Raw genomic sequence first — 16,258 nt, forward strand, 5'->3', positions numbered from 1 at the left:
TAACGTGAAGCGGACGCAAGTACACGGTGTCCAAAAAATGGGGGGAAGGGATGAGTATGGGAATGTGAAGAATATTACGGATGCAACGAGTGCGGGATGGGTGGAAGCCACACTACAGTATTGGGATAATGTTGATCTAGGTGGTGAGTATGGATCAATTCGTTCAACTAGCGGAATAGGAAGTAAAAATAAACTAACTTCTTGGGAAGGTATTTTCGTAAATGGATTCCAAGATAATATAACTCTTCTCAGACAAGATTAGAAAGGTTTAAATAGTGTCGCTTCTCAGTGATTATTAATTAATCCGCAAAGGATTTAAACACAAGGAGATTAAATAATAAAATGATAAATAGAAAAGGACTTGTTGCATTGCTTGGAACTTCACTTTTAGCATCTGCAGTCAATGCTGATGAATTAGACATGCAATTAAAAAACTCTCAAGGGATTCCTCAACCATTTGCTGCAGTTAAGAATATTTCAGGGGCAACTGTCGGATATGATGCTTTATTTGATGCAACTCGAATACATCCTACACAACCTAATAGATTAGATATTTATTCTCAAATACCTGGACATGATTTGATGGTGAATGCCTTACCTGCAGATGATTTTTCTTCAGTTACAATTATTGTTGAAGGAATCAGTTTAATTCAACCTGTAAATGCCACTCTTGAAACATCATTTATTAATGAAGGGGGGGAATTCAATGGTAAAAATCTGAATTTAGATGTTTATAATATAGTTGGTGGAGTTCCTATGTTCCAGGGGACTTATGATGCTCGAAGCGTTACAAATGGAAATGGCATTCCCCTTACTATAACAACAGGTCATTCACAAAATATAGTTTTTAGACCAACACCAATTATAAGTCCTGTGTTATATCCAGCTCGTATAACATCTCTTCATAGGGAAAATGGCACAAATTATGTGGGAACTCTTGTGAGCCCCGGATATACGAGTGTTCTTCAAATGAAAACAAACGGGTTAAATAATGGAACATGGGAAGATGTCGCGACTCATAATATTCCATTTCAAAATAGCACAAATCAAGTTATTGAAGGATTTTCAACACCTGCTGGAGAAGTTGGAGATGCTTATTTTAGAATAAAAACTCTTCCTTAAGATTAAAATTATATTTGTTGAGAATTCTGGATTCTATAGAATACAAATGAAATAAGAATGAAAAGAATGTGAAATTTAATTCTTCATATAAAATATTCTGTTTCCTGACAAATTGGAACTGGCATAATCAAGCATATTGTGAAGGTCAGTTTCTGTAAATTTCGGAATAGTTCCAATTCTGCAGGGAATTTGATTTTTCTCACAATATTCCATAATTTTATCAATCTTGGAATGGAATTCCCTAAAAAGCCAGTCTTCATAGCCTGATGTTATCCAATTTATTTCTGCTTCTGTTCTAGAAATTGGCCTTCCTAAACGTTGTCCTATCCCATATTCATGCTCTTTTAACGATGCTTCTTTCAACCCAATCCATACCTCTAATAGCATATCATATTTAGGGACATCTTAAATATAAATCTTTTTTATCCTTGAATGATTTCACATCTGTTGATTTGAGTGTTACAAAGACATTTATCAACTTCTGATATGTTCAGTTTTTCGCAATTGATTGCTTGGGGGAGCTTGTAATAGGAATCTTTTTTAAAGTATATATTTCTACAATTGAGAATTCCTTCTGGTAATTTGCAATTAGACATCTGTTCAATGCAATCAGCATCTTTTTCACAGTAGGATTGGTCATTGTAATAGGTTTTATTCACACTTATTAGTGATAAGAAATTGCTTTTTGCGCGTCCGCCCGTACTCAGCGCTGCGCGGGTGAGGGAGAATTGGTTTTTGGTCTCACCGAGCATGGCGCGACCTTATCAAGGGCGGGCCCGGGCATCAAGACGGAATTAGGCTGCAGACCGGAGGCTGGAGGCTGGAGGTTGCGGGTTGGGTTTGGGCGCGGGAGGGTGGCGGGGGACGGGAATGGAGCCCAAAGGACCCGGTGCATGGGCGCACCCCCGCCCCGAGCCGGTTGGATAATGCGGCAGTTTCAGTCGGTCAGGACGTTTTCGTAATCAGGTGTCGGCTCCACGTCGTCACAGGGTTCGTAGGTGTAGGGGCCAGAAGAGCCTGCAGGCTGGAGGCTGGAGACTGGAGGATCGTGCCAGGCACCGAGGTGGCGGAGGATCTTCTCGACGACGCGCGGGTCGTCAATGACGGCGATAACGCGCATCGGGTTCTGGCAGACGGGGCAGCGGAGGGGGTCCACGTGCCAAACCCGGAGGATGAGGTCCCGCCAGCGTTTGGAGGGGAGTTTGAGCGGCGGCGGCGGGGAGACGCCTGGGCGGTGGAACACCAGTTCCGGCGGCAGCCCCCGCTGGCGCACGCCGCGCATCTTGTTGCTGTACCACCCGTAGTAGCGGACCATCTGGGCGCCTTTGTCGGGGATGTGCTGGGTGATGGCGGCCAGGAAGTCGGTGGGGGTGAAGACTTCGAAGTTGCGGTTGATCTTGGCGTTGAGGCGGGAGCGGTAGATGACCATGTCGGTGGGGGATTCCAGGGTCATCTTTTCCACGGAGAAGGGGTTGCGCAGGATGTACTGGGCGAGGTCTTCGAGGTCGGCCTTGGCCTCGGGAGGCACGAGTTCGCCGGCATGGAGGTTGAACCCGCTGTGTTTCCAGGAGTAGAGGACCTGGACGCGTTCGGGCGGCAGCAACTTTTCCGCCACCAGCAGGCTGATGACCTTGGCCCGAAACAGTTCCTCCAGCGGCTTGAGCGGGGACTCCGGCAGGGCGTGGAAGGTGGGACAGGCGGGAGGCTGGAGACGGGAGGCTGGAGTTGGAGCCTGGGGCGGCGGGTCTGGCGGGTTCCGAAGAAAGAGGCCGTCGGCCACAAGGGCGTGGACGTGCGGGTGGAAGTCGAGGTATTCGCCGAAGGTGTGCAGCGTCATGATGATGCCCGGAACGCCTTTGGGGCAGGCGAGGGCGGTGCGGAGATAGTCGGTGAGGCTCTGGTGGGCCAAAGCGCAGAGCCGCTTGAGCAGATGGCGGTGGCGCTGGAAGTAAGGGCGGAGCATTCTGGGGATGGCCAGGACGTAATGGCGGTGCGGCACCGGCGCCACCACCCGCTCCAGGATGAACCGGGCGGTGATCTGGACATTCTTCTGGTGGCACGACGGGCAGAACCACCGGCTTTTGCAGGAAAAGGCCAGCAGGTACTCATGCTCGCAATGGTCGCAGCGGACGCGCGCGAAGCCGCGCTCCAGGTTGCCGCAGTCGAGGAATTTGTGGACCACCTCGGGGATGATGGGGCGCAGCCGGCCGTAACGCGGCGCGTAAGCCTCGGGATAGACGTCCTCGAACTCGTCATAGTGGCGGTGGGCGCACTGCCACAGCGGCGACTTCTTCGGATTTCTGGCGCGATAGACTTGCATGAATCCATCCGCCAGCATAGAGAGGACGTGTGCCATCTAACGGCACAGGTCCAGAAAGGAATTTTGCCGCGAAAAGGCGCAAAAGACGCAAAAAGGAACTGGAAAAACTGTGAGAGAAATCATGGAACTCTGCGACGTGGTTCGGGAAAAGGGCTTTGCGATTCACCGTTATCATAAGCACGGGCACCTGCTGTCCGTTCTTGCGCCTTTTCGCGGCTGATTTCCCGGGGGTGTTACAATGCGCTCATCGTGAGAAGAAAGGGTCAGCCCATAGATTGGTTCGGTCTTGGCCTCATGCCATTGCCTTAATGCCCAACTGCTCTTGGCCAGCACCGGGGGCGGAACTCCGCCGCATGTGGTTGTACAGGTTGGTGTTGGCGCCTTTGGAGGTGCCCAGGCGCACCCGGGAACCGGGAGTGTTGACCCGAGCAGGCCGCTGATGCATAAATCGTCTTACCCACAAAACGGGGCGAGGGAGACCGGCCTCGGCCACCGGCTGCCCGGTTTCCTTCGTTCCAATTCATTATCGCAACCTCCCCACTCCAGGCTCCGGTCTCCAGCCTCCAGCCTGCTCCCCACCATGCCCTCGGAACCGTAAAAGAAATCAAAGAAACAAGTTGACGCATCTCATAGCAGGAAATCGCGTTTTGCGCGTCCGCCCGTCCTGAGCGCTGCGCGAGTGATCCTCCTGAGTTCTGACGCCTCATGTTCGCCGCGACGAGGCACAAAGGGCGCACAGAAAATTGTGAGTTTTAGCTTTTTGCGATTTCTGGGGCTCTTGGCGGCCAATTTCATCGACGTGAATAGTCAGGCCCGGATTGCCGTCGAACCGCTACACAATATGAAGCTCATTAACCATCTCGGATGCGCCCTCTTGCTTTGCTTGACGCAATTCTCCACGGCTGCCGAGCCGATGCGCCTGGATGATACGGAGTTTCAACGCAAATTCCGCACCTGCAAAAATGAACGGGACGACGCCGAAAGGCACCGCCGGTTTTCGGAAATGGCACGCGCGTACCGCCTCACCAGCCTCCAGGTGAAAGCCATCACGCAAAGCATGCGGAACGACGACGCGCGGCTTGAATTTGCGACTGCGGCTTTCCCGAGGACGCTGGATCCGGAGAACTTTTATGAGGTGTACGACGCCTTTGACACTTTCTCAAAGGTTATGCGTTTGCACGACCGCGTCCGTCCGATAGAACGACAGGCAGCGCCGATTGGATATGTGCCGCCACTGGTCGATAAGGAGGAATTCGGGGGCATCGTGAAATCGCTGCGTGGTGAGTCTTTCGACAATACCAGAACGCAGGTCGCGCGGCAGATCTTCACTACCAGCCGTGGTTTGTTTCTCTCAGCGCAGGTGAAGCAGATTCTAGATCTGTTCGACTTTGAGCAAAACAAGCTCGCGATGGCAAAGCTTGCCTACGAGTTTACCTTCGACAAAGAGAAGTACTACCTTGTGAACGAGGCTTTCGGATTCGAGAACAGCAAAACGGAGCTGTCCCGCTACATCGAGGAATCGAACAAGAAAAAGACGCCTCGGCCGGCGAACCGGGTCAATCCATAGATTGGTTCATTCTGGGGTTGTCGCCACCGCGGGCTTTAGGCAGACAACCCACATGCTACGCCAACTCCTTCTTCAATATCCCGGCGCCATCTACCCCGTCATGTCCCGGGGCAACCGCCGGGGGAAGATTCTTCCCGATAACGTGGACCGGCAGGATTTCATCAAGACCCTGGCCGAAGCGTTTCAGAATACCGGCTGGCAGGTGCATGCCTGTTGTTTGATGCCCAACCACTTTCACCTCACCCGGGCAGCGCTCAGTAGCTACGGGCGCGCAGCAAGCAATCTATCAGTTTGGAAAGGGCGGTCTGCGGACCCGCATGGAGTGGGGTCCCGCCGACACCGAAGAGGGCACTATCCCGCCCCCCTGTGATACGCGCCACCATCAGTAACGTAGCCAACAGGCCAACCCGCGCGACAATAGCCCTCGCGGTTGCAGACCTCAGCCCCAACCCACAGGGCATGCTCGGCACCCCGCCCCGGCTCGATCAGTCGGTGGACGCCATCCCCTCCCGACTCACACCGCCGGAACCCGGGTGTCTTGAGTCCGGCTTCTCTTGAGCCCTCCCTGGCGCCGGCCCGTGCCACCCGGTGGCGCAGGCCCTGGCCCCGGCCGCCAGCCCCAAAAGGTAGCCGCAGAAGGTATCTTCACCCATACGGGCACCGGTGCTACCGTCCAGGTGCGTGATTCGAAGCATCCACCTGTCAGCCGCCTGCCGCTCAGAAGCAGGCCGGACAGCCCGCCCTAAAGCCGCGTCTGGCCGGGGCCCCCTCCGGGTCCCGGCCATCACGTGGCCGGGGGCTGGCCGTCCAGTGGCCGTCCAGTGGCCGTCTCGGTGCCGCTCTGACCCCGTTTCCTGATCAGTTATGGCATTCAAACTGTTCCCCACCGGCCTATCAGTTAGTTCTTGTCAATCGGCGGCACGATCCCGAGGTCCTCGGCGATGTCAATCGGCCCGCTCATTTCATCCTTTCCCCAACCGATCCTCCCGCAATACGGTTGCCGTCATGAAGCCGAAACTCTCCGTCATCCCGGCCCTCGCTGGCACCATTCTGCTTGGAGGCCTAGTGCTCCCGATCCACTCTCTCGCTGCCGAGCCCAAACAGCCCGGGACCGCTCTTCCCGTTTTCACCAACGTCACGCCCGCCGAGGTGGACGCCTTCCTGGCCAGGTGGAACCCGGTGTTCAAGGAACAGGCCAGCAAGGAGTTTGGGTTCCTGCGGGCGATGGACCAAATGCTCAAGGCGGAAACCAACGCGACCCGGTTGCTGAACCGATTGCTCGGGGCTATGCAACGCGAACCGCAGGGTTTGTGGGTGTCCGGCCTGAAGATGTTGTCGCAGCCCGCAGGAGGCACCACCCTGCCGCCGGTGCAATTGCTGGGCGCATGGAAACAGGCTTGTGCCACCTTGGAGAAAGCAGCCCAGGCTGCGCCGAAGGACGAACTGATCCGGGAAGAGCTCGCACAAGCCCGGCAAGGCTTCGTGGCCGCCTGCCTGGACACCGGACGCGACTTGGGCGACGCGCAGGTTGCAGCCCGCCAGATGCTCGCCAGCACGACGACCAACAGCTGGAACTATGGGAACGTCGTTTACGATGCGCACTCGGCCCTGGGCCGCATCGCACTGCAGAAGGGGGATCGCGCCACGGCTCGCCAGGAACTGCGCGCCGCCGGACGCACGCCGGGTTCGCCCCAGCTCAACAGTTTCGGCCCGCAATTCACCCTCGCCCGCGTACTGCTGGAGCAGGCGCAACCCGCCGATCGCGAGGCCGTGGTTGCGTTTCTCGACGATGTCGTGCAGTTCTGGGCCAACCTCGACAAGGCGCCCGCCTACCGCCGGGACGGCGTGCTCAAGCAGCGCCAGAAGATCGAGAATTGGAAGGAGGAGATTCGCGCGGGCAAGATCCCGTCCCCGAGCGATCCGATGGACCAGAACCGCTGGCGTTGACCGTGCCGCGCCCCGATTGCCTCGCCCCAGCTCACCCTCGCAAAACCGATGGACCTGCCGCAAATCCTGCTTGTTCTGCTCGTGCTTAACGTGGTGGCGGACGTCGCCTGCCGCCGCGGCGCATCCGAGCCATGGGCCAAGCCCCTTTGCCTGGGCGCGATCGTGGACCTGACGCAGCACAAAGTGGACGGGCTGGCGGGGATCGTGGTGTTGCCCGGCACGCTGCTCGCTGGCGCGCTGCTGTGGTTCGTATACCTCTACCGGTCCCGGCTCTCCCGCCGTCCCCCGCCGCGCTAGTTTCGCCGCCCGGCGCCCTGGCGCCCTCCGCGTTCAATTACCGCGACCAATACCGTGGCTGTCTCATGAAGCTCCACCGTGGCCGGCTACACCCTCTGTCAAAGCAGTAACCTCACCTTGGCCAATTGGACTGTGGCCGGCACCGCCCCCACGGACGACGGGACCAACAAGACCTTGCCCCTCGATCGCCCGGCCCCCAGCCAGTTCTTTCGTCTGCAATCCTTCGCCCCGCAATCCGGCTGGGCCAGCGACGGAAGGGCCGCCAACCGCGCTTGCCGAACTCGGCTTCGCCTGCCTTAAACGGCAGCCACCAGGCACAACCATTACGCTTTCGCGGTCAACGCTCACGCCGCCGGGGCGGCGAATTGACGCACGTGCCCAGCCGATGACTTTCCGCCTTGCGCGCCCCGGCTCTTTGCTCATTCTTTAGCGGATGGCCGAACAGAAGATTTCAGAGGTGCTGGCGAAGCCCGACGCTGCGCTGGAGATGACGCTGCGCCCCTCGCTCTTTTCAGAGTTCACCGGCCAGCTCAAAGTGAAAGAGCGCCTCGAAATTACCGTCGCCGCCGCCAAACAGCGTCACGAGGCCATTGATCACATCCTCTTCAGCGGCCCGCCCGGCCTCGGCAAGACCACGCTGGCCCACATCCTCGCCAAGGCCATGGGCGCTAATCTTAAGGGCACCAGCGGCCCGACGATCGAGAAAGCCGGCGACCTGGCCGGCCTCCTGACCAATCTGGAGGAGGGGGACGTCCTGTTCATTGACGAGATTCACCGCTTGCAGAAGACCATCGAGGAATACCTCTACCCCGCCATGGAAGACTTCAAGCTGGATATCATCATTGACCAGGGGCCCAATGCCCGCAGTGTCCGTCTTAACTTGCCCCGCTTCACGCTCATTGGCGCGACCACCCGCAGCGGGTTGCTCACCGCGCCCTTGCTCACGCGGTTTCCCATTCGCGAGCGGCTTGACTACTACCACGCCGACGACCTCCAACAAATCGTGACCCGCTCCGCCCGGCTGCTGAACGTTGAGATTGACAGCCAAGGCGCGCGGGAAATTGCCCGGCGCAGCCGTGGCACCCCGCGCATCACCAACAACCTCCTCCGCCGCGTCCGCGATTATGCCCAAGTCAAGCACACCGGCCGCATCACCCCGGAGGTTGCCGACAAGGCCCTGGCCATGCTGGAAATTGACGAGAACGGCCTTGATGAGATGGACAAACGCATCCTGGAGACGGTGATCGTCAAGTTCGGCGGCGGCCCCGTCGGGGTCAGCTCGATGGCGGTCGCCGTTGGGGAGGAACCCGACACGCTCGAAGAAGTCTATGAGCCTTACCTGATCATGGAAGGCTACCTCAAACGCACTCCTCAAGGCCGCGTTGCCACGGAGCTGAGCTACAAGAAGCTGGGGCTGCGGGCGGCGGGAGGAAAGCAGCCCAGTCTGCTGTAGCTGTTCTCTTGCGCCGCTGGCATTACGATCCGAGAGCAGAAACGGGCCCATTTTAGCAAGCCCCGCCTGCCCAGGGGATAATGTGTTGGCAATCTACCGCCTCACGGAAGCCCGGGCTTGGTCGGCCAGGCCCGGGAAAACAAACTGAGGAACGCCTAAACAAAGTGCGCGCTGAAGCGTCTTCCTGCAAGACAGCGGCTGGCGTTGCCGTATAGACAAAGGAATCAGTGAAGACAAGAGACCATGCGGAAGAATGGATTCCGACGCGGCAAAGCCTCCTGACTCGGCTAAAGAACTGGGATGACCAGGAAGGCTGGCGCGAGTTCTTCGAGACTTACTGGCGGCTCATCTACGGGGTGGCGCGCAAGGCGGGCTTGAACGACGCGGAAGGGCAGGAGGTGGTCCAGGAGACGGTAATCGCCATCGCCAAGAAGATGAAGAAGGGCGCGTTCAAGTACGACCCGGCGCGCGGCAGCTTCAAGGCCTGGCTGCTCACCCTCACGCAGTGGCGCATCAGCGACCAGCTCCGCAAGCGCCAGCAGGTGGCCAGCCGCCATCCCGATCTGGCCGCGAAGACGGATCTGATGGAGACCGCACCGGATTCAGCAGCCGAAGCGCGGCTCTCCCAGCATTGGGATGCCGAGTGGCAGAACAACTTGCTCCAGGTCGCTCTGGAGAAGGTCAAGTCCCGCGTCTCCGCGCGCACGTTTCAAATCTTCCAGCTCCACGTGGTGAAAGATTGGCCGGTAGAAAGGGTGGTCCAGACCGTTGGCGTCGGCCGCGCCCAAGTCTATCTCGCCAAGCACCGCGTCTCGGCCCTGGTCCAGAAGGAAGCGGCCAGACTCCAAAAGCGTTTCGCCTGGCACTGATGCCCGCCCTCCACAGCCCACGACTTGCCATGACTCAGCCACCTCGCCAACCTCCAGAGACGCGCGGGCAGGGCGCTTCGCCGAAACCTCGCCCCCGGACCATGGGACGCGACTACCCGCCCAAACTCCGCCGGCAGATCCTCCGCCGGCTGCTTTCGAAGCTTGGCAAGCCGAAGCGCGACAGGCAGACTTGACGCAGTCAGAGTGCGCCATGTCAGGCAGCGAGCAACCATCCCTCGCGGGGCGGCAGAGGGATTCCGCCGAGAGCCCGCCTCCCATCCCCGGCCACTTTCCGCTGCGCCCGATCGCGCGCGGCAGCTACGGCGAGATCTGGCTGGCTCGCACTGACTTGGGTGCGTTCCGGGCCGTGAAGATCATCCGTCGGGCCAACTTCACCGACTCCCGGCCCTATGACCGCGAGTTCGCCGGCATCCAGAGCTACGAACCCATCTCCCGCGAGCACGCGGGCCTGGTAGATGTGCTCCAGGTCGGGCGCCAGGAAGCTGCCGGCTTCTTCCACTATGTAATGGAGCTGGCGGACGATGCGGCCGGCGACGCCGGAAATCCGAAGCCCGAGGCCCGAAATGCGGAGGCGGAACGTGCTGTTGCCGGGCCCGACAACCGGCAATATGCGATTGGCAATTGGCAATCGTACGTGCCCCTCACGCTCGCACAGGTAATCCGGCAGCGGGAGCGCCTGCCCGCCCGGGAGGTCATCGAGATTGGAATCGAACTGGCCGGGGCGTTGGACTTCCTGCACTCGCGTCGGCTGGTCCATCGCGACGTTAAACCCTCCAACATCATCTTCGCAGGTGGCCAACCCAAACTGGCGGATGTGGGGTTAATCGCCGACCTCGGCAACCCGCAGTCTTTCGTGGGCACCGAGGGCTACATCCCGCCCGAAGGCCCCGGCACGATGCAGGCGGACATTTACAGCCTGGGCAAGGTTCTCTACGAAGCCGCCACCGGCAAAGACCGGCAGCAGTTCCCCGACCTGCCCACGCGGCTGGGCGAAGGCAACGACGACCCCGCGCTGCCGGAACTGAACGAAGTACTCCTCAAAGCGTGCGAGAGCAACCCGCGCGCCCGTTATTCGTCCGCTGCCCAGATGGTAGCGGACCTCCAGCGGCTCAGAGATGGGGAATCGCTTCGCGCCCGGCGGGCGCGGCGCCAGCGCCGCCGCACGTTCGCGATTGGGACTGTCCTCCTTACAGGACTTGGTTTGGCTGCCGTGGGACTCGTTGCCCTGATTGAATACTATCGCTCGCAGCCGCGCCTTTGGTTCCGCGACGACTTTGGCGCGTCGCAGCTCGACACCAATTTGTGGGCCTGCGGGCATAAGGAGGATGGCAAGGCGGGCGTGGGGCACCCAGCATTTCGGATCAAGCAGTCAGGCGGGGAACTCATGGTAAGCGCGATGGCGGACCACGAAGGCGGCTGGACCGTCGAAGAAACCGCGTGGGTTGAGCTGAAGCACGACTTGCGGCAGAAAGCTCCGTGCCGGATCGAGATCGAATTGACCGGCACCGTGTCCGGGGGGCGGCTGGCTGTCGGTGCTTTCGCTGGGGCAGTCCCGTCCAGCGAACGCGGTCTGCCCGATGTTGCATTTGCAGTAGTGGACGCCTTGGGTCCGCGCGAAACGAACACATGGCCGGCCAGGCGGTTGCGAATTGACCTCTTGGCGAAGGGCCAGGCTGCAGTTATCTATCCTGACGCGGACAACCTCGAAGTATTCGAGGTCGCTGACCTGGGGGCCTTGCCTCGCTGGCGACTGCGCATTCTGGCCCATGCCCGGACGGCCCGCGGTTTGAATGGCGCAACTGCGGACCTCAGGATAAGGCAGGTTGTCGCCTACACGAATACCAGGGACAACGTTCTGGCCGGCCGCGTCGTGGAAGAACCGAGCGAATGGCCGATAGCAGATGCCGTGATCAAAGACGCGCGCGGACAGATGCTCGCGAAGGTGCGCGACAATGGCGCTTTTGTTGTGCCTCTTGCTTTGGCTGCGGGGCACCTTACGGCCGAAAAGCCGGGTTATGTCTCGTCCAGTTTCCACTCGTCGGGCGGCACGCCGTCGCGCGCGTTCATGACGGTTGCCCTGAAGAAGGGGAATCCTGAACTGGGTGACGTGGTTGACGTGATCAAGTACGGACCCCTCGACGTGCAAAGTATTGGCTTCCGCAGCAACACGCTCACGGCCCTCGTTCTGGAATCCGACACCAACTGGTGGCTGGTGCCAGTTGACGTGGAGGCCAGACGTGTCCCAACTCCCGGGATCGGCGCCCTGAAACTGGAATTCCCGGAATGGATGCTTCTTTCAGATTTCGCGGAATGTGGGAACCGCATGATCGCAATTAAACGTTGGCAGGGCGGAATTGTGGACTTGGACGTAAAGCCACCGAAGTTGCTGCTGGAACTGAGGTCTCCGAGCGACACAAATAGCCTGCTTAGTTTCCCCTGCGGGGCAGCGTTCGACGGCAGGAGTCTTTGGTTCGCTGAGAATGACGGGACCAACGAGCGGTTTCACGTCCATGAACTCGACCTCGCCCGCTTGGTGATCGCGCGTTCGTTGCGGACTGTGGACCGCGGGATCTCCGGAATTGCCTGGGATGGGACGAACTTCTGGATCTCCAGCGCGCGGCAGGGGCTTTATCAGATTGATCCCTCGGCGGCCCTCGGCCTTGGCACGCTTGAGATGGGTGTCGGGCGCCGGTTTCCTGGACTGTACCACCGCCTGGCGTACGGCCAAGGCTACCTTTGGGGTCTTGACCCAGCGAAGCGGCGCATTTGCAGGATCCAGATCACGGACTGAGCATACCTCCTGCCGCAAAAGACCTTGCCATTTCGACCCGAGTTCGTTAGACAGATGCCTGCCTAAGAAGACTATGAAGAACCATGGATCCCTTATCATTGTTGCGCTCCTCCTGTTAACTTCGGCATTGGCTGTCGCCCAATTGCCAGTAGTCAGCGCTTTCAGCCATAATGGTCAACTGATGGCAGCAGGCCTGCAGCCCGGAAGCGTGGCTCAAGTCGAATGGGCACCCACGCCAAGCGGCCCTTGGGCCAGCTCATGGGACGCCCTGACTACTCTGCCTGTGGATTCGAACGGGTGCATTTGCGTCAGCGTGCCGATGTTCTATCGCGTACGCGGCACGACGCTTCAGAACCTGCCAAACATCCTGGGAGTTCCCGCTGGTTTATTCCAGATGGGTGACACCCTGGGCGAGGGTTATTCGAACGAGTTCCCGGTTCATACGGTGTCCTTGAGCGGATTTCTCATGGACAAGTATGAGGTTACGAAGGCCCTTTGGGATGCTGTCTGCCAATGGGCAGCCGCCCACGGCTACACTTTTGACAACGTTGGCTCGGGCAAGGCGACCAATCACCCGGTACACACCATCAATTGGTATGACGCCGTGAAGTGGTGCAACGCCCGTTCTGAGATGGATGGCCTCACCCCTGCCTATTATGTGGACTGCACACTCGCGACGATTTACAGGACCGGTAGAATCGACCTGAGGATATCAAGCGTTAATTGGAGCGTGAATGGCTATCGTCTTCCCACCGAGGCGGAGTGGGAATATGCCGCACGTGGCGGGCAGCCGGGCAGCCGCTTTCCATGGGGAGACTTGGTTGCTCATGCCCAAGCCAACTATTACAGCACGAATATGTGCCAATACGACAATCCTTGCTCGTACGACACCAGCCCGACGCGAGGATACCACCCCACTTACGCCAGCGGAGCCCCGCCCTACACCAGTCCAGTGGGATCTTTCGTGCCGAACGGCTACGGTCTTTTTGATATGAGCGGCAATGTCGCCGAGTGGTGTTGGGATGAGTATGGTTATGGATATTCGGCCTGTCCTGTCTCCAACCCTCGCGGCAGTGAGGGAGGGTACTATCGGATGGGGCGTGGAGGCGACTGGGGCAGTGATGCCAATCTCCTCCGCTGTGCAAAACGGGACGTGGGCACCCCCAGTGGCGCCAGTAACCGTTGCGGTTTCCGCTGCGTGCGGCGCCTTTGACGGTGGCTAACTTCCCCCGCGCCGACTTGAGCAGTATCCCCGCGCTGGAGTTGGGTGGCCGCCTGGCCGTGGCCAGCGTCACGTCCGCGCCGCTCTGCGCGTGCGTCGCCAGCAGTTGCCGGATGATCCTGGGATCAATCACCTTGTCCCCAGCCACCATCAGCACATCCCCCTCGAAGCGCATTCGTTCGAGCAAGTCCGCCCCTTTGCGCGCCGCGTCCCCGGTGCCCCGCGGCTGGTCCTGGAAAGCGAACGGCGTGCCCGGGAACCGCCGGCTGACCGTCCCCATGACGCTCTCCGCCATGCTGCCCACCACCACCACATTGAGCATGGCGCCGCAGAGATTGTAAGTCTCCAGCGCCCGGATGATAACCGGCACCCCCAGCACCTCGAAGCACACCTTATGCTTGTCGCTGGTGCCCATGCGCGTCCCCTTGCCGCCCGCAAGAATGATTGTGACAAACGGTCGTTTCATAATCGCCCGCCGGCGTTCACGTCGAGCGGGAGGCTAAACCATCAAACCCAAGCCAGCAAAGCCCGTTCCAGTTCCCATGCGGTCCACACCGTATCCTCACCGTATCCACACCGGATCCACACCGTGGATACAGCCTTGACATCCCAGACGGCATTTCTGGCGTAACTTGCTGAACTTGCAGGGGTTACAAGGAAATGACGATCCCGCGAACCAACTGTGCCAACTTGGCACAGTCCTACCTTCGCCACTCTCCCTTTCTCAACCAAGGGCCTGCTGCAGATCTGCGAGCAGGTCTTCCGTGTCCTCGATCCCGACCGAGTACCGAATGAGGCCCTCAGGGATACCCATTGCCTTGCGCTCCTCGGGGGTGCATTCGACATGGCTGGTGGTCGCCGGCGGGCCGGCGATGGTTTCGACGGCCCCCAGGTTGGCGGCCAGGTGGGCATAGCGCAAGCGCGGCAGAAACGCGCGCACCGCGTCGAAGCCGCCCTTGAGCATGAAGCTCAGCACGCCCCCGAAGCCCCGCATCTGCCGCCGCGCCACCTCGTGTTGCGGATGGGAAGGCAAGCCGGGATAAAAAACACTGCTGACCTGAGGCTGCGCCTCCAGGAACCGGGCAATCTGCAGCGCGCTTTCATTCTGCTGCCGGATGCGCAAGTGGAGCGTCTTCATCCCGCGCAACAGCAGGTAGGCCGCCATCGGATCGAGCGCCGCGCCGGTGATCTCGCGGTGATGATGCACCTGCGCAATCAGGGACTTCGCCCCGCACACCACGCCGCCCAGCGCATCGGCATGGCCGCCCAGGAACTTGGTCGCGCTGTGCAACACCAGGTCCACGCCCAGCGGCAGCGGCGTCTGGTTGATGGGCGTGGCGAACGTGTTATCGGCCACCACGGCAGCCCCGGCCTTGTGCGCCGCTTTGGCGAGGCGCGCGATATCCATCACCTTGAGCGTGGGATTGGTCGGCGTTTCCAGGTAAAGCACCCGGCACCCCTTGGCAATCTCCGCCTCGATCGCCTCATGGTCGGTGGTATCGCACAACTGGACTTTGATCTGGAAGCGCGGCAGGAAATCGAGGAACAACCGGTTGGTGCCTCCATAGCTGTCCTTCACCGAAACCAGCCGGTCGCCCGGCGAAAGCAGAGTGAACAGGCTGTTGCTGATGGCCGACATGCCGGTGGCAAAGCTGGTGGCGGCCTCGGCGCCTTCCAGCAACCGCACCTTGTTCTCGAACGCGAGCACGGTCGGATTCGTGTTCCGGCTGTAGATGTGCCCGGGCTTGCGCCCCCGCGCGGCGGCCTGCCAATCGTCCACGTCCGGGTAGCCGAAGGCTACGCTGTGAACGACCGGCACCTGCGTTGCTCCCCACCACGAATTCTTATCTTCCCCCGCCCAGACCGAAAGCGTGCCCGGACGAGCTTGAGTTTGGCTTGGCATGCCCTAACAGATAGCACTTTCCGGCGGGCGCGCAACCCGGCAGCTCGTGGCCATCCTCAGAACGAATTGCCCGCCAGCCCGGCCGTCAGCGCGGGCCGCCAGGATCAACGCGCCCCGGCTCGCTTCTTCCCGCCGTTCTTCTTGCGCTTGCCAACGGAGCGAACGGTTATATTATTGCACCATAATATTATGACAACAGTATGAAGACGACAAAGAAGCTCTCCAACGCCGAGACCGCCCTCCTGGGCCTCCTCTGCGAAGAGCCCCGGCATCCCTGGCAGATTCAGAAAGTGGTCGAGCATCGGGACATGCGCCACTGGACCGATCTGGCGCAGGCGACCATTTACAGCCAGTTGCGCTCGCTGAAGCGGGCCGGGCTGGTCGAGTGCCGGCCGCAGGTTGACCGGGGCCGTTTGCGCAAGGTCTATTCCGTGACCCGCGCGGGGCGGGAGGCGCTGCGAGCGAAGGTGCGGGAACTGCTGACGGAGCCGGAACCGATGAAGTGGCGCGTGGACCTGGGCACCTACAACCTGGACCTGCTGCCGCGCCGGGAAGCGCTGGCTTGCTTGCGGGCCTACCGGTCGAAGCTGGCGCAAAACATCGCCTGCTACGAGAAACTGGCCGACTACATGCGCGGTTCCGGGTGCCCGAAGTCCCGCCTCGAAGTCGCGCGGCGCCCAAACTACCTGTTCCGGGGCGAAGTCCGCTGGGTGGACGCCCTCCTCGCCCAACTGCAAAGGAGCTAA

General features: G+C 59.5%; 15 protein-coding genes. 11 read left to right on the forward strand and 4 right to left on the reverse strand.

From position 1 onward, the window contains the following. Together P5205_14775 and P5205_14780 are read left to right on the forward strand one after the other, a co-directional pair. Positions 1 to 262, forward strand: a 262-nt coding sequence (locus P5205_14775) for a hypothetical protein (GenBank protein ID HSA11625.1), incomplete at its 5' end; no start/stop codon positions are given. An 80-nt stretch (positions 263 to 342) separates the two neighbouring features. Beyond that, the gene (locus P5205_14780) at positions 343 to 1,122 is read left to right on the forward strand and encodes a hypothetical protein (GenBank protein ID HSA11626.1); all 780 of its coding nucleotides are present in this window, start codon (positions 343 to 345) and stop codon (positions 1,120 to 1,122) included. A gap of 75 nt (positions 1,123 to 1,197) precedes the next feature. On the opposite strand, the gene P5205_14785 is transcribed toward P5205_14780, so the two are convergent. Both P5205_14785 and P5205_14790 read right to left on the reverse strand, forming a co-directional pair. Beyond that, positions 1,198 to 1,509: a hypothetical protein gene (locus P5205_14785; protein ID HSA11627.1), complete on the reverse strand. Its 312-nt coding sequence runs from the start codon at positions 1,507 to 1,509 to the stop codon at positions 1,198 to 1,200. Between the two features lie 550 nt (positions 1,510 to 2,059). Then, the gene (locus P5205_14790) at positions 2,060 to 3,478 is read right to left on the reverse strand and encodes a transposase (protein ID HSA11628.1); all 1,419 of its coding nucleotides are present in this window, start codon (positions 3,476 to 3,478) and stop codon (positions 2,060 to 2,062) included. A 709-nt stretch (positions 3,479 to 4,187) separates the two neighbouring features. Between P5205_14790 and P5205_14795 the strand changes: the two genes are divergently transcribed. Beyond that, a complete protein-coding gene (locus P5205_14795; GenBank protein ID HSA11629.1) occupies positions 4,188 to 5,009 on the forward strand; it encodes a DUF4476 domain-containing protein in 822 nt (273 codons plus the stop codon). A 55-nt stretch (positions 5,010 to 5,064) separates the two neighbouring features. Here the strand turns inward: P5205_14795 and P5205_14800 are convergent, their stop codons facing one another. After that, a complete protein-coding gene (locus P5205_14800; protein HSA11630.1) occupies positions 5,065 to 5,217 on the reverse strand; it encodes a hypothetical protein in 153 nt (50 codons plus the stop codon). 797 nt (positions 5,218 to 6,014) lie between these two features. Between P5205_14800 and P5205_14805 the strand changes: the two genes are divergently transcribed. The 7 genes from P5205_14805 (at position 6,015) to P5205_14835 (ending at position 13,950) form a co-directional block, all read left to right on the forward strand. Next, positions 6,015 to 6,956, forward strand: coding sequence for a hypothetical protein (locus P5205_14805; protein ID HSA11631.1), 942 nt, complete (start codon positions 6,015 to 6,017; stop codon positions 6,954 to 6,956). Between the two features lie 48 nt (positions 6,957 to 7,004). Continuing rightward, on the forward strand, positions 7,005 to 7,253 hold the full coding sequence (locus P5205_14810; protein ID HSA11632.1) for a hypothetical protein: 249 nt from the start codon (positions 7,005 to 7,007) through the stop codon (positions 7,251 to 7,253). A gap of 433 nt (positions 7,254 to 7,686) precedes the next feature. After that, positions 7,687 to 8,706, forward strand: coding sequence for a Holliday junction branch migration DNA helicase RuvB (gene ruvB, locus P5205_14815; protein ID HSA11633.1), 1,020 nt, complete (start codon positions 7,687 to 7,689; stop codon positions 8,704 to 8,706). A gap of 227 nt (positions 8,707 to 8,933) precedes the next feature. Beyond that, complete coding sequence (locus tag P5205_14820) at positions 8,934 to 9,575, forward strand: sigma-70 family RNA polymerase sigma factor (protein HSA11634.1); 642 nt, start codon at positions 8,934 to 8,936, stop codon at positions 9,573 to 9,575. A 211-nt stretch (positions 9,576 to 9,786) separates the two neighbouring features. Next, positions 9,787 to 12,387, forward strand: coding sequence for a serine/threonine-protein kinase (locus P5205_14825; protein ID HSA11635.1), 2,601 nt, complete (start codon positions 9,787 to 9,789; stop codon positions 12,385 to 12,387). Positions 12,388 to 12,460: 73 nt separating this feature from the next. Then, positions 12,461 to 13,600 (forward strand): SUMF1/EgtB/PvdO family nonheme iron enzyme, encoded by a 1,140-nt coding sequence (locus tag P5205_14830; protein ID HSA11636.1) that lies wholly within the window; start codon positions 12,461 to 12,463, stop codon positions 13,598 to 13,600. A gap of 2 nt (positions 13,601 to 13,602) precedes the next feature. Further along, positions 13,603 to 13,950 (forward strand): hypothetical protein, encoded by a 348-nt coding sequence (locus tag P5205_14835; GenBank protein HSA11637.1) that lies wholly within the window; start codon positions 13,603 to 13,605, stop codon positions 13,948 to 13,950. A 383-nt stretch (positions 13,951 to 14,333) separates the two neighbouring features. Here the strand turns inward: P5205_14835 and P5205_14840 are convergent, their stop codons facing one another. Beyond that, the gene (locus P5205_14840; protein ID HSA11638.1) at positions 14,334 to 15,512 is read right to left on the reverse strand and encodes a cystathionine gamma-synthase family protein; all 1,179 of its coding nucleotides are present in this window, start codon (positions 15,510 to 15,512) and stop codon (positions 14,334 to 14,336) included. Between the two features lie 200 nt (positions 15,513 to 15,712). On the opposite strand from P5205_14840, the gene P5205_14845 reads away from it, so the two are divergent. Further along, complete coding sequence (locus P5205_14845) at positions 15,713 to 16,258, forward strand: PadR family transcriptional regulator (protein ID HSA11639.1); 546 nt, start codon at positions 15,713 to 15,715, stop codon at positions 16,256 to 16,258.

This window comes from Candidatus Paceibacterota bacterium, from assembly GCA_035452965.1.
GTDB lineage: Bacteria > Verrucomicrobiota > Verrucomicrobiia > Limisphaerales > UBA8199 > UBA8199.

Coding starts and splice junctions, on each gene's coding strand:
- ruvB (HSA11633.1), top strand. CDS start 7,687: ATGGCCGAACAGAAGATTTCAGAGGTGCTGGCGAAGCCCGACGCTGCG.
- P5205_14845 (HSA11639.1), top strand. CDS start 15,713: ATGAAGACGACAAAGAAGCTCTCCAACGCCGAGACCGCCCTCCTGGGC.
- P5205_14810 (HSA11632.1), top strand. CDS start 7,005: ATGGACCTGCCGCAAATCCTGCTTGTTCTGCTCGTGCTTAACGTGGTG.
- P5205_14830 (HSA11636.1), top strand. CDS start 12,461: ATGAAGAACCATGGATCCCTTATCATTGTTGCGCTCCTCCTGTTAACT.
- P5205_14780 (HSA11626.1), top strand. CDS start 343: ATGATAAATAGAAAAGGACTTGTTGCATTGCTTGGAACTTCACTTTTA.
- P5205_14805 (HSA11631.1), top strand. CDS start 6,015: ATGAAGCCGAAACTCTCCGTCATCCCGGCCCTCGCTGGCACCATTCTG.
- P5205_14785 (HSA11627.1), bottom strand. CDS start 1,509: ATGCTATTAGAGGTATGGATTGGGTTGAAAGAAGCATCGTTAAAAGAG.
- P5205_14840 (HSA11638.1), bottom strand. CDS start 15,512: ATGCCAAGCCAAACTCAAGCTCGTCCGGGCACGCTTTCGGTCTGGGCG.
- P5205_14790 (HSA11628.1), bottom strand. CDS start 3,478: ATGGCACACGTCCTCTCTATGCTGGCGGATGGATTCATGCAAGTCTAT.
- P5205_14800 (HSA11630.1), bottom strand. CDS start 5,217: ATGCACCTGCCAGCCGGTATTCTGAAACGCTTCGGCCAGGGTCTTGAT.
- P5205_14825 (HSA11635.1), top strand. CDS start 9,787: ATGTCAGGCAGCGAGCAACCATCCCTCGCGGGGCGGCAGAGGGATTCC.